The 12,697-nt window shown below is 39.1% G+C and carries 11 protein-coding genes and 1 tRNA gene; 4 read left to right on the top strand and 8 right to left on the bottom strand.

Going from position 1 to position 12,697, the window contains the following annotated elements; all coding sequences use genetic code 11:
- Positions 1-10 precede the first annotated feature (10 nt).
- The gene (locus UABAM_RS11995) at positions 11-3,256 is read right to left on the bottom strand and encodes a serine/threonine protein kinase (RefSeq protein WP_173013268.1); all 3,246 of its coding nucleotides are present in this window, start codon (positions 3,254-3,256) and stop codon (positions 11-13) included.
- A gap of 247 nt (positions 3,257-3,503) precedes the next feature.
- Here UABAM_RS11995 and UABAM_RS11990 point away from each other — a divergent pair, with 247 nt between their 5' ends.
- A complete protein-coding gene (locus UABAM_RS11990; RefSeq protein WP_151968244.1) occupies positions 3,504-4,103 on the top strand; it encodes a hypothetical protein in 600 nt (199 codons plus the stop codon).
- Between the two features lie 45 nt (positions 4,104-4,148).
- Here UABAM_RS11990 and UABAM_RS11985 read toward each other — a convergent pair whose 3' ends face one another.
- Genes UABAM_RS11985 through UABAM_RS11970 form a run of 4 tightly spaced genes read right to left on the bottom strand, consistent with a single transcriptional unit; the run spans position 4,149 to position 7,493 of the window.
- A complete protein-coding gene (locus tag UABAM_RS11985) occupies positions 4,149-5,219 on the bottom strand; it encodes a tetratricopeptide repeat protein (protein ID WP_173013267.1) in 1,071 nt (356 codons plus the stop codon).
- Positions 5,209-5,955: a L,D-transpeptidase family protein gene (locus UABAM_RS11980; protein ID WP_151968242.1), complete on the bottom strand. Its 747-nt coding sequence runs from the start codon at positions 5,953-5,955 to the stop codon at positions 5,209-5,211. Before UABAM_RS11980 ends, UABAM_RS11985 begins: the two co-directional genes overlap by 11 nt.
- A 12-nt stretch (positions 5,956-5,967) precedes the next feature.
- Positions 5,968-7,104 carry a mechanosensitive ion channel family protein gene (locus UABAM_RS11975; RefSeq protein ID WP_151968241.1) on the bottom strand — a complete coding sequence of 379 codons (1,137 nt, stop codon included), beginning with the start codon at positions 7,102-7,104 and terminating at the stop codon, positions 5,968-5,970.
- A gap of 2 nt (positions 7,105-7,106) precedes the next feature.
- Positions 7,107-7,493, bottom strand: coding sequence for a RidA family protein (locus tag UABAM_RS11970; RefSeq protein WP_151968240.1), 387 nt, complete (start codon positions 7,491-7,493; stop codon positions 7,107-7,109).
- A 278-nt stretch (positions 7,494-7,771) separates the two neighbouring features.
- Between UABAM_RS11970 and UABAM_RS11965 the strand changes: the two genes are divergently transcribed.
- The 3 genes from UABAM_RS11965 to UABAM_RS11955 all read left to right on the top strand — a co-directional run bounded on the left by UABAM_RS11965 (position 7,772) and on the right by UABAM_RS11955 (position 9,335).
- A tRNA-Sec gene (locus UABAM_RS11965) sits at positions 7,772-7,867 on the top strand.
- A 94-nt stretch (positions 7,868-7,961) separates the two neighbouring features.
- Positions 7,962-8,552: a tetratricopeptide repeat protein gene (locus UABAM_RS11960; protein ID WP_151968239.1), complete on the top strand. Its 591-nt coding sequence runs from the start codon at positions 7,962-7,964 to the stop codon at positions 8,550-8,552.
- 18 nt (positions 8,553-8,570) lie between these two features.
- Positions 8,571-9,335 (top strand): hypothetical protein, encoded by a 765-nt coding sequence (locus UABAM_RS11955; RefSeq protein ID WP_151968238.1) that lies wholly within the window; start codon positions 8,571-8,573, stop codon positions 9,333-9,335.
- A 5-nt stretch (positions 9,336-9,340) separates the two neighbouring features.
- Here the strand turns inward: UABAM_RS11955 and UABAM_RS11950 are convergent, their stop codons facing one another.
- The 3 genes from UABAM_RS11950 to UABAM_RS11940 are packed head-to-tail and all read right to left on the bottom strand — an operon-like array spanning position 9,341 to position 12,575.
- Positions 9,341-10,432 carry a glycosyltransferase gene (locus UABAM_RS11950; protein ID WP_173013266.1) on the bottom strand — a complete coding sequence of 364 codons (1,092 nt, stop codon included), beginning with the start codon at positions 10,430-10,432 and terminating at the stop codon, positions 9,341-9,343.
- Positions 10,433-10,460: 28 nt separating this feature from the next.
- Positions 10,461-11,828 (bottom strand): sulfoacetaldehyde dehydrogenase SafD, encoded by a 1,368-nt coding sequence (gene safD / locus UABAM_RS11945; protein WP_151968236.1) that lies wholly within the window; start codon positions 11,826-11,828, stop codon positions 10,461-10,463.
- Positions 11,829-11,843: 15 nt separating this feature from the next.
- Entirely contained in the window at positions 11,844-12,575 is a 732-nt protein-coding gene (locus UABAM_RS11940; protein WP_151968235.1) for a sulfite exporter TauE/SafE family protein, read from the bottom strand.
- Positions 12,576-12,697 lie beyond the last annotated feature (122 nt).

Here is a 12,697-nt window from a genome sequence, read left to right as displayed (position 1 = left end):
GATGTCCTTTTTACTTGTTGTGTTTTCGTAGATGCTTTTTTACCATGTTGACGTATGTGGCTAAGTCTGTCGTGTTTGAGAGCGCGGAGTCGCAGTAGCGCAATTTTTTGATGAATGTATCGTCATCAACGAAATAATCTTGGTCAAAAACTAATATTTCGTGACTGGCATCGGGAAGGTAGGCTTTTGTCCAACTACGATTGAATGTGGATTTTCCAAATTTATGATGCCCACGGTAAATAGTAAACAACCGCAAGGGGTTGCGCAAATCGCAAATATATATATTGTTTTGTGTGAAAAATGAACAATAAGTGCTGTTGGGATCAATGATAATTCTTTCTATGCCGGCCACTGTTTGTAGTGAGGTCACGAGTTGTGGTTCTACGGCATTTTTCCAAATGGTTATTTTTCCTGTTACGTCGCCGACCACCAAAAACTGTTGGTTGTCACTGACGGCAATAGCCGAAATCTGATCGTGACGTACTTTTTCTGTTATCTGGCTCATGTAAACAGTCTCGCCCGAAGGCTTGATAATGCAAAATTCTCCATTATTTCTTAAGTCTTCAGCAAGACCTATGATCAAGTGATCTTGGAGTTCATGAATCACCGAACCTTTGTATTTTATGGAACTTATTTCATTGATCAATGACCCCGCAATATTTTGTTTAACTAGGCGATACTTTTGCGAGTATTTGTTGAACATCGTAATATATAGATTTTTTCCATCTTTGGAAAAAAGTACTTGGTTAATTTGCTCTTCTTTGGGAAGGAGGACTTTGTATTGCCCAAGCACCTTTCCATTTTGGTAGTCGTAGATTTTGACCATGTTTTTAAAAAACACATGTAATTGTTTGGTTTTTTCGTGAAACAACATGTGTGTTGATGCTTCCCAGAACTTTTGAAAAAAGAATTTGTTATCGTACCAAACAACAAATGCAAAATCGTTGGCGTGTAAAACCATGTTGTCACTAACAATAAGTTTTTTTAACAAATCGACTGAGGAGCGACCTTTTTTTTCTATCTTAATCAAAGAACGTAGGGTGGGGTCTTGTATTGTTAATTTGGTAAAAGGAAACGTGTACTCATTTACTAAATTTTGCATGGCAACGGTCACATGCAATCCGTTATCATTTAATTCTACTTGCGCGTCTTCCATCCTACTGGGCATTTTCAGTGTTGTAATTAAGTCTTTCACGTCAAGGTTTTGTACTTCAATGGTCGAGCCTTTGGATAAAATGACAAAATTATCCGGAGCAAAATAACCTTCCTCAATAACACCATCATTATGTTGAATTTTACTTGTGATATTGAGTTTGTTTTTTTCAGCATAGAGAACGTTTAGGTTTCCTCTTTCATCACTGAACAGAAATCTTGAATTTCCGGTTGCCAGTGGTGGCATAGATTTTTGGCTGATGTATTTGGTGGCACGTTTTAGGACCTTTTCAGGATTTTGTAGGTCGATGACAAATGCATTTATCATGGCAAGTATGAATAGATTTTTACTATTACGGCTGACAACCATTTGGTATGAGCGCCTAGTTAACGTTGGTTTTTTTGCGTGCAAACGACGTTGGGGCAAGTCGTAGATAAGGATGTTATCTACCGTTCCTATGATGAGGAATTTTGCGTCGGCGGATACTAGGGCTTTTTCCGGTTTATCTGTTTCGAGGAGTTTCTGTAAATTTTGCGTTTGTGTATCAAAAATATACCATTGGTATTTTTGTTCAAAGGCCGGAAAAATAACATAGCGACTGCCTTCGACAAATTGCGTATGAATGGGAAGTCCATCTTTATATTTAAATATGTTTTTCTTTCGTTGTAAATCGAAAATGGTCAAGAAATGTTGCGGGTTGCGGTATACCACAAAACGATTGTCTGGGGAGAATTGGGCAATTTTGACTTTTTCGTTCGCGCAAGGTAATTTTACCAATTCATCTAATGTTTCGTGTGATGTTTTTTTCCAAATAGAGGTATAAAATTTTTTGTCGTAGTATAGTTTAGCTAAAAGCTGCCCGTCGGGAGAAAGCGAAATGCGCGTGCGTATTGCGAAGTCATCCGGTATTTTTTTTTGTGTGATTTGTGGAAAATTTGTGAGAATTAAAAATTTTAGGTGACTGTTTATTCTGCGTGAAATTTGTTGCGTTTTTTGTGGGGGAATTGCTTCCATGATTTCGGTTAGGTACTCATAACACTTTTCTATTTTCTTATAAGCATTTTGCACATCGAGAGAGCGTCGCTGTGTATATATGGCTTCTAAAGTACCATCAATAAAGTCGCATTTTGTATTTATGTAGCTTGTTTTCAAGCTTGCCGTGTAAGATCGTTCTACAAGATAAAAATATATAGGGGTTGTGATTAAAATAAGAACCACAGAAAAAACAATGTAGTTTTTACGGTATAAATTGCATGCCTTTTGCCATAAACTAGGCGGCTTTAGGCTAATGGGACGATTGTGAAGAATATTTTTTATTTCATCATAGAACATCTGTGCACTAGCGATGCGTTTTTGTGGTTTTTTTTCCAACGCTTTTAAACAGACGATTTCAATATCACTTTCACGCGCAACTTTGGGATTGATGCGCGAAGGGGGAATGGGGTCTTGTGTGGTTAAGTGAAAAAGCAGTTCAACAACATTGTCTCCGATAAATGGAACGTTGCCTGTTAGCATTTGATATAGGATTACCCCGAGAGAATACAAGTCACTGCGTTCATCTACACTATCTCCTCGTGCTGCTTCAGGTGACATGTATTTGGGGGTTCCGATAAGATCACCTGTTTTTGTCAAACCAGTGGTGTGCTCAATGTTTCTTGCAATTCCAAAATCAACAATAATGGGTTGACCATCTTTGGTGACCAAGATATTTGCGGGTTTTAAATCACGGTGTAGGATACTTTTTTTGTGTGCAAAAGCTACGGCAAGACATATTTTGCTGAACAGATGTAACTTTTGTTGTAAGTCAATTTTTTCTAGGTGCTTATCAAGGGGTATGCCTTCGACATAATTCATGACAAAAAAATACGGTTTTTGTTGGTGAACTTCAAAAATTTGAATGATATTTGGATGATTGATTTTTGCTACGGCAAGAGCTTCGCTTTTAAAACGCTGAATGGCGCGTTGGTTGTCCATTGCTTCGGGAAGTAATACTTTAATGGCACAATCACGTTGGAGATGGATATCATAAGCTCGATATACGACTCCCATACCTCCACGACCGAGTTCTTCTAGAATTTTATATTTACCTAAAACTTTCGTCATTTGATCATTATGTTTTCGAAAAAACATCCTTACTGTGGGTTTTCAAGTTGTGTATATTCTTTTGTAGCAAAAATTTAGGTGATAGCCAATGACTATTTTTCATTTGTGAAAAATAATTGCAACGGAATCTTGACTTTGGAAAAGATTTATGTTGTATAGGCTATGATAACAGCAATGGATTTAAACTCAGACTTAGGTGTTGTCTTTTTGCATGGTCAGTGAATATCTCGTTTTTTAGGAGTACCTTATGGAAGACTTTGTTTTTGTATTGTCTGCTTTTGAAGTGAGTGACAATATTTCGTTCTTACTGTCTATTTTTGGTTCTGTTGTGGCATTGATTTCGCTGTACTACAGTCGTTTCAAGCTGGGGAAGTTGAAAGCTCTGCCCATTAAAGTATACGCAGCACAACCTCTGAATTCAGGCGACAATCGCCTTGTTAAATTAGTCTTTCCCGTGACATTTATCAATAATGGGGCTGTGACGCGCGCAGTAAACGATATGAGAGTTCGCGTAGCGGTCCCAGGAGAAAAAGATCTCATTTTGGATTGGAGATACGAGTACAAAGAGGTTTCTCTACTTCAGGATATTGGTATTGGACATTTTCCGGCGCAACCAACAATAAAACCCTATGAAAGCATTAATCGCATCTACGGTTTTCAGTCGGATGATGAGGGGGGCGCTTCGGTTGCCGCGATGGAGAAGCACGAAGAAGCACAAAAACATGCGGCTTTTTTGGAGTACTATGATCACAAGAATCGCTGGCAGGTACTCAATCAATTTTGTGTGATATACAATGGGCGACGCAAATGGGAAATGGATTACGATAGAATCAATTGTGTCGTTTAAAAATGAAGAAAGTTGGGGATGTCCCCAACTTTCTTCATTTGGTGTCTATTTAAAATCGCGGAGTTTTTGTGCGAGGTCTTGTGCAAGTTGCGATACTTTCTTGTCGGAAACAGTGATGTCTACGGCCGCGTAAAACTCCATTGTTTGATCCACAACTTCCTGAATTTTTTCCAACGCTTCTCCACGTCGATTCGAACGTTTTGCAATTTCCATAAATTTATTTGCACATTTTAGAAGACGAGAGAATTGACTTTCCATTTCTTTTACAAATGTTTCTTTGTTTTCTTCGGGGGTATTTTGTCCTTCGGCTTCTAAGCTAGCGACTAAAAAAAGAAACGCATCATCGTATTGTTGTCTTTCTTGTGAAAGCTGTGCTAAATGAAAGTAAATATCTGCTTGTGAGGCATTATCTTTTGCTTTTTGAAACTGTTCGAGAGCTTTTTGCAAATATTGTTTACTGCGTTTTTCCTTTTTGCTTTCCAATAGATAATTCGCATATTCACGATAAGTGATTCCTGCTGCTCGGTGTACACCGTCTTGCGCATCTACCTGGGCTTGTTTTAGCGTGTAGTTCCATAAGTTCTTGACAATTTTACTGCGTTCAATATTGTTATTGGCGTTTTCAAGAGCTAAGGAGCATATGGCAATCGCTTCGGGGTAATTGGCAATTTCATCAAAAGCCCTTCCAGCACTTATGCGATATTTATTGGCGAAAATTTTATTTGCGGTAAGCTCAGAGGCCTTTATGTAGCATTCCGCAGCAAGCTCCCATTTTCGGGAATCTTCGTAGTTAAGAGCGGCATATGCCATCCATTCTTGTTGCTGACGTTTGCTATCTGGTTGCCCCTCTATTAATTCCGCTGCGTATACATAGCAGTCAGCGGCCATGAGTTTTTCTCCCATTTTTGTATAGCAATGGGCCACTTTATCATATGCTTTTGCTGCGATCAGTGGTTTTTCTGAGTGGTCTTCACTGATTTTCATGTAGTATTTGATCGCATCTTCCCAGCTGTCATTTTCAATCTGTTGCCCTTTTTCCCACATGTCATCTGTAAAGCAAGTGGCTATTAGCAACATAAAAATGAGTAGTGTTTTGACAATGATTTTACTTTTCATTTTTTGGTTCCTCAACGGGTAACTTGGGAAGCCCCATTTGCGAAGCATAACTTTGATATATGCGTCTTGGTAATTGAATAAAACGTGGCTTTTTTTGCGGATCTATCCACTTAATAAGTTTTAAGATGTTTGCTTCCGACATTGCTGTACAGCCAGATGTGTCTGATTGTGGCGAAATCCATAAGTGAAGGAATATACAACTTCCGCTGCCTTTCGTCGTAGGATTCAAGTTGTGTTCCACAACCAGAACCCAGCGATACAGGTGATCTTTGCGTCGCATGTGTTCAAAGGAGTCCCAGTCTTTTTCTATTTTTCGCGTATCAACTATTTTGTTGTAGTACTTACTTTTTGAGTCGTCTATTCCCAAGTAATTTTCCGAAAGAGCGGTATAATTTAGCTTCGTACCTTCTGGAGGTGTTTTGGCATATCCATATAACATGTTGGTTATTTTAAATATCCCCGCTGGTGCTTTACCATCGCCTTCTTTTTTTTCGACCATGTCTTTGGAAGGTAGTGTAAATTCACCTTTGCCCCACGCCAAACCATTGCGCCCAGTGACTGTTGGCCACGATGTCTGGTGTTGCCACTGGTTGTCTTTTTTTTCTAGTAAGTACAACGTAGCTTTTGAGTCTTCCCATTTTTCGTTTACCACAACAATGACCTGTTGTGTATCTTCATTCATCTGGGAAGAGATACAACCTAGAAGTATTAGGGTTATTGTTAGTACTTTTCGCATTTTTTATCTCATTTATTTTTTAGAAATCACTTCGAGTTTTGGTACCTGCCCTTGTTCACCAGAACGCAAATAAACACTCATTGAGTTAAATGCAAACTCAACACCTGCTTTTTGTAACGCTCTCATAATAGCAAGGTTTACACGTTCGCGTATTTCTACGTATTCCGTCCACACTGTTGTATCTGTGAAATAATACAATAGGACCTCTAGAGCACTATCGCCAAATCCTGTAAAACTCACCATATAAAAATCTTGACTAACGCCTTTGGTCTTCTTAAGTACATTGCGAAGGCCTGCAAGCGCTTTTTCCATTTGGTCGGGAGTTGTTTCGTAGGTAAAACCTAGTGTTGTGGAAACACGTCGGCGTTGCATGCGGGAAAAGTTGTCAATGGTAGCGTTGGCAACGACACTATTGGGAATGCTAACTTCTGTTTTGTAGAACGTGCGTATGCGTGTACTGCGAAAACCCACGGCTTCGACAACACCTTCATGGCTGTTGACTTTGATCCAGTCCCCCACCTGAAATGGTTGGTCGCTGAATATAGTGACAGACCCAAAGAGGTTGGATAGAGTGTCTTTGGCTGCCATGGCCAAAGCTAAACCCCCGATACCCAAACCAGCAAGTAGACCGCCAATCGAGTATCCCAGACCTTGGGCGATGGTGATAAACGCAATGAGTATGATAAAAATCTTCAGTGATTTCGAAACAAGTGGTACTAGTTGATCGTCGAGTTTACTTTCGGTCGTGCTCGCGTGTTTTTTCATGTAAATCATGAGAATGTCGACAAACCGGATCAACATCCACGCGATAGAAAATGCGATCACTGTCGCAAAAAAGGCATCGATAAACATTTGAACTTTGTCAACACTGTTTGCATCGACTTTGCGCGAAATTGTCAAGACACCCGTGGCCATTTTTAAGCCAATGAAAAGAATAATGTAGCCTAAAGGACTTTTAATTTTACCAAGAACTTTGGCGTCTAAGTCTTCGCTTTTGCTATCTACCCAATTCATTAAGCGCTTGTACACAATGGAACACACAATAAAACGAACGACTACGGCAATGAAAATAATTGCCAATACCATTGCATATTGACCTAGTGTGTTTCCCCAATACTTCTGTTGTAAAATTTCCAACCATTTTTCCATGTCTACTCCTTACACAGTGCGACAGCTTCTATTTCAATGTTTACATCTTTAGGAAGTCTACTTACTTCTACACACGCACGAGCGGGCTTGCTTTCCTGTACATATTTTTCATAGATACCGTTAAACTCTACGAAATTACCTAAGTCCTTCAAAAACACATTGACCTTGACTAGGTTGGTCATTGAACTGCCACCCGCTTCGAGAACCGCTTTTAAATTCTCAAGGACAGTTGTGCATTCTTCGGCAAAAGATGCATTTTTTAACTCACCACTTTGTGGATCTAGGGCAATTTGCCCGGATAAAAACATCAATTCACCAACACGGACAGCTTGAGAGTAAGGTCCTATAGGTTTGGGAGCATTTTCTGAAAATACAATTTTTTTTTCCATAATTTCTCCGAGAAATCTAAAATTCATTTAGTGATTTTTCCGCTATATCATATGGTTTATTCTATTATTAGTAAAGTACTATTCACGTTATTTTCCATTAGATCGTATCACTACGACAACACGAATAAATTCAAGTGGATTAAGGTAAAAAAATATCATTGACAATGGACAGTCAAATGTCATATGATAACTAATAATTCTTAAATTTAATTTTGTTTCTTATAAACTTTAAATAAGAATGTTCTATCAAAAAAAGTAAATGTATTTTGATAGTATACGGGAGTAGAAAAGTCCTGGCGGGCTTCGCTGGCTTCAACCCAGTTGAAAGGTCGTTAAACATCTTTGGTGGGTTCGATTCCCATGTACTCCCGCCATCACTCCTAAATTTGAGCGGCTAAACAAAAGGTATAGATATTTTGCTATACTTTCTGGTTACTTTAAAGTACGGAAAGACCAAATAGGTGTTATATGTCATCTCAAAACACGTCAGAAAATAACGATACCCTTCCTGGCGACTCTGCCGTTTTTTATTGGCGTAAGTTAATACTGGCGGGTATTTTAGTATTATTCATCGCCACGAATATTGCCCTGGTGAAAAGATATCGCTACGAAAAAAAAATGCGTGTTGAATTAGTTGATAAATACCAAAAGATTAGGTCTTCACTCGAAGCTGCGGGCTTACAGCAAGCGGCGAATTGGCAAGCGGAATTGCAAACTTGGCCGATCATTGAAGAAGGAGCGATTTTAATACAGCAAAAAAAATATAAAGAAGCTCTAAAGAAATTTGATACAATCGCCAGCACTGGTTTTGAGCACGTACCGATTGTCTACTTTTTCCGCGGACAAGTTTTTGGCGAGCTTGGCGAACACGAACGTGCAATACGAGATCTCAGTAAATACTACGATATAATAGCTTCTTCGCACTACACTTTATATCTTCGGGCCAAAAGTTACTTGGGCCTTGGAGAAAAAAAATTGGCGATAGAAGACTTAAAACAAGCCATCCAACATGCGGGCAATTTCGCAGAAGCAGAAGCATTGTTGAAAACAATAAAATAATTCAAGAAGGCTGAATACATGCTAGATACAATCATGATAGGTATGGTCCGTTTAAATAGCCGCGACAAAATGATTGGTTATATGCGTAGTTCAAAAACTCAACCAGGTATTGAAGTGACCAGTTATTTTCGCATACCTATTCACGCTGTATTTGATAATGAAGGTTATAATACCTATAAAGAATACGTAAAAAAAGAAAATCCTGAGTTTAAGACTTGGGTGAGTAACATTGTCATTCAAACTCCTCCATCATTAAAAGAAGCACGTTATTATATCAAAGCGGGTAATGAGAAATTTCTCGAAGATCTCTATGAATTAGAAAAAAAATCGATACGTTTTCCCAAAAAACTCAAAGATTTGATCTATCAAGCTGTTCAAACATACCAAGAGGCAAAAAAAAGTACAGGTCGCAATAGTGATGTAATTGAAAATGATTACGAAGAGCATGTTAGCCGAGATCAGATTGTCGCCGCAGAAGAAGCGATTAAGTTGTATGGCATGCTGCAGAGATCGCGTTTCGATGGTGGACGCCCTGGAAAAAAAGGGGAATTTCGCATTCTTCCTTTTGTAAGAGTTAAAGGGGATAAAACGGCGCGGGAGCTGTTAGAGCATTCGACAAATCTCGTTTGTGATTTTTTACTTGAAAACCCACGTGTCAGTAAATACTCTGAGGCAGAAGGAGTAGGTCTGAAGCGCAAACTAGGCAATTTGTTTTTGGAAATACTCTACAAAGAGCAAGTTGAATTTATGCGTCATCGTCTTAAGTCGATGACCTACTATTAAAATTCCTACCGAAAATTTCTTTCTCTATACAGTTTGCAATACAAATCCAGGTATTGTGAAATCATGTTTGGCAAAGTAAACTCTTTATAAGGGGTTCTTTGACTTATCGCAAGTTGTTTTATCATTTTCTCTACGGTGTTGATATTCGCAAAATTTGTCACGCTGCCATTCTGGTAAACCTGCAATAACTCAGGTAGTGAGTCTACATCGTTTGCGAGAATAGGCACTCCATGACTCATTGCTTCCACCAAAGCCAGACCAAATCCTTCATAACGTGAAGGCATCACAAACAAATCAAATGCACCGATACAATGGGCAGCGTCTTTACGAAAACCGGGGAGACGAATTTCAATGTTGGACAACGAGGGGTATTGTTGTAATACCTCACGCTGTTGACCCTCTCCGAGAATAACAATCGCCCAAGACTCATTCTCCGGAATTTTGTTGCTAAGTGTTGGCAACAACTCAAATAACATATCATAGCCTTTTTGTGGCTCTAACCTACCAATAGAACCGATTATCTTCGTACAATGGTCGACTTTCCATAGTTTTTTTAAATGAGTTACCTGTTGTTGGGAGATTGGTGCGGGAATATCAATGCCATTGTAAATCACCGGAAGTTGTGAGGGGTGAATGCCTAACTTTTGTGAATGAAAACGTTGCACTGCATTGGACACAACCGTCATTGAGTCGCAGTGACGCAATGTGAAACGATCGCAAAGAAAATGCCATTTTTTTCCTGGGCGTTTTTCCGCAATGTGAACACTATTTACCAAAATGTACTGTTTGCGCCATGCGTTGAGACGCGTGACAATATTTGCGTGAATTAGATGCGCATGAACTATTTGCGGTTGCAAATTGCGTAGCATACTACGCAATTTGAAAATACGCCACATGCAAAATTTTGTCAAGTTTAAGCTGTAAACTTCGATGTTGAGAGAGTGAAGTTCTTCAACAATGACAGATTTCTCTGGTATTGGTAACAAAGAAATGACAGCGACATCGTGATTATTTTTTTTTAAACCACGGCTAAGTTCGAGCACGATACGTTCTGCTCCTGCAGGTCGCAATTCGGTAATAACTTGTACAATTTTCATGATGTTACTCTGATAAATTTTAGCGAGTCTATAGAACAAATGTCTTTTGAAAAGACATTTCACGAATGGCATAGTACACACCCTCGCGGCCAATCCCGCTATCTTTTACCCCACCAAAGGGAAAGTGCTCTGCGCGAAAACCGGGACCGTCGTTAACTGCAAGAGCCCCAACCTCTAATTCCGCGTACAGTTTTTTGGCGATGGCTAAATTTTGTGTAAAAACACCTGACTGTAAGCCATAGTTCGAAGCATTCACACTCTTTATTACGGTGTCTAAATTTGAAAAACGAAATAGAGGTACTACCGGTCCAAAAGTTTCTTCAGCAACAACAGGAGTGTCAGCGGTAACATTTTCGAGAATAGTTGGAAATATGATGTTGTTTTCGCGTTTGTTGCCAATAAGGGCTACAGCCCCCTGTTCTACAGATTTTTGTATTCTGGAAAAGACTTCATCAGCCGCAGCAGTATTTACCAAAGGTCCGACGAAAGTATCTTCTGCTAATGGATCGCCCACTTTTAATTTCTGAGCTTCATGTACAAGTTGTTCTTTGTATACGTCATAGATTTTGTCGTGTACATACACTCTTTTACAGGCTGTACAACGTTGTCCCGCAGTACCAAAACGTTGCTGAATGGTCGTTTGTACAGCCAGAGGAACATCTGCATCGTCCATAATAATGAGGGGATCATTCCCACCGAGTTCAAAAAGCAGTTTTTTAAATCCAGCATTTTTGGCAATCGCCTGCGCTGCGTGTGTACCGCCTGTGAAATTGATGCAGTGAATTCGTGGATCAGCAACTACTTCCCCCATGGTTTCAATGTCAGGCATACACATTTGTAGTGTATTTTCGCTCATTCCCGCTTCGTAACACAGACGAGTGATCTCTTTGGCGGAAAGATAATTTTGTGGACTTGGTTTAAAAAGTATCGTGTTGCCCGCAGCAAAAGCAGGAGCAATTTTATGCATGGCAATGTTTATGGGGAAATTAAAAGGGGTAATGGCTAAAACAGAACCTAATGGAAACCATTGAACGATACCTAAACGGTCTCGTTTGGGAGGGTAGGCATCAGAGTGTAGCGTTTCTCCCTTAATATTTTTTACCTCACTTGCGGTACACAATACAGTATTTCTTGAACGCTGTAGTTCGATGCGACTGTCACTGATTGTTTTGCCAATCTCCTTGGTAATAAGTTGTGCGAGTTTTTCGGCATTCTTCTCCAATAGGTTTCCTAAATTTTCGAGAATGGTAGCACGCTCAAAATAAGAGGTATTACACAGCTCTTTTTTGCCTGAATGAATGATTTCAATAGCTTTTTGTGTATCTTCGCGCGATGAAAATGGGAATTCGCCAAGAGAACTATTGTCAAATGGATTTTGAACAGTAAATGTTTTCATGATATAGAATTCTTTCTAGAGAAATACTTGGTAAAGTAATTTTAAGCCAGCCAGAAATAATGCACATTTGAAAGCGATAAAAAAATAAATTTGTGGAATCCACATGAGCGCGTATATTCCAATTCTAGTACCAATTAACCCGGCAAGTAATAGATATACGATAAAGCTGGCATACTCCATGTACGAAAAACCTAGGTATAAAAAGATGGGGAGTTTAGTTGTGTGAATTAACGCCTGCATGGCGGATTTGTTGGCAACGACTTGCTGTTTGGATAAATCTTTGCGTACATAGAATAGGGCTAAGAATGGTCCAATCGCTCCTACGAGAATTCCCAAAATACCGGTGATAAATCCGACAACAGTAAACCATACATCACCAATCACAAAATCAGGAATATTTTTTGGTTTGAAAATCGTATAAAAAATAAATACCGCAATAATAAAATAGGGAATTTCTTTGGGAATTTTTGGAATAAAAATCGCTGCGCAAATAGCTCCAATACAAGCACTGACAGCAAAAAATGCAAATGACTTCCAGCGCATGGCATCTAACAAAAAGAAGCATCTTAGCCAGTTCATGCACATTTGCAGAAAACCATGAATTGGTATAAGAACAAAGAGTGGTAAATACAATGTCATCACCGAAAATAATAAAACACCGCCCCCTGAACCGGTAGTTGCGGAAATAATTGAGCTAAAAAACGTCACTATTACAAGAACGCATATATCAAAGTAGTCTATTGTCAATTTGTAAGTCTTTGTAAAAGAATAAAAATGTTATCTAGGGCATGTTATCCATTAACTCTCATCCGACACGCCCTCGTAAAATGGGTGGTGACAAGAAGTGTTTATCGGCAGCTTTTTGTAGC

Source organism: Candidatus Uabimicrobium amorphum (assembly GCF_009002475.1).
GTDB classification, from domain to species: domain Bacteria; phylum Planctomycetota; class Uabimicrobiia; order Uabimicrobiales; family Uabimicrobiaceae; genus Uabimicrobium; species Uabimicrobium amorphum.
Note: the sequence above shows the minus strand (reverse complement) of the source record. Positions and strands in the feature narration are given on the sequence as shown.

Excerpts from the sequence above, each read along its gene's own strand:
- UABAM_RS11960 (WP_151968239.1), top strand. The coding sequence starts at position 7,962 with ATGTCATCTCAAAACACGTCAGAAAATAACGATACCCTTCCTGGCGAC.
- UABAM_RS11975 (WP_151968241.1), bottom strand. The coding sequence starts at position 7,104 with ATGGAAAAATGGTTGGAAATTTTACAACAGAAGTATTGGGGAAACACA.
- safD (WP_151968236.1), bottom strand. The coding sequence starts at position 11,828 with ATGAAAACATTTACTGTTCAAAATCCATTTGACAATAGTTCTCTTGGC.
- UABAM_RS11955 (WP_151968238.1), top strand. The coding sequence starts at position 8,571 with ATGCTAGATACAATCATGATAGGTATGGTCCGTTTAAATAGCCGCGAC.
- UABAM_RS11970 (WP_151968240.1), bottom strand. The coding sequence starts at position 7,493 with ATGGAAAAAAAAATTGTATTTTCAGAAAATGCTCCCAAACCTATAGGA.
- UABAM_RS11950 (WP_173013266.1), bottom strand. The coding sequence starts at position 10,432 with ATGAAAATTGTACAAGTTATTACCGAATTGCGACCTGCAGGAGCAGAA.
- UABAM_RS11985 (WP_173013267.1), bottom strand. The coding sequence starts at position 5,219 with ATGAAAAGTAAAATCATTGTCAAAACACTACTCATTTTTATGTTGCTA.
- UABAM_RS11990 (WP_151968244.1), top strand. The coding sequence starts at position 3,504 with ATGGAAGACTTTGTTTTTGTATTGTCTGCTTTTGAAGTGAGTGACAAT.
- UABAM_RS11980 (WP_151968242.1), bottom strand. The coding sequence starts at position 5,955 with ATGCGAAAAGTACTAACAATAACCCTAATACTTCTAGGTTGTATCTCT.
- UABAM_RS11995 (WP_173013268.1), bottom strand. The coding sequence starts at position 3,256 with ATGACGAAAGTTTTAGGTAAATATAAAATTCTAGAAGAACTCGGTCGT.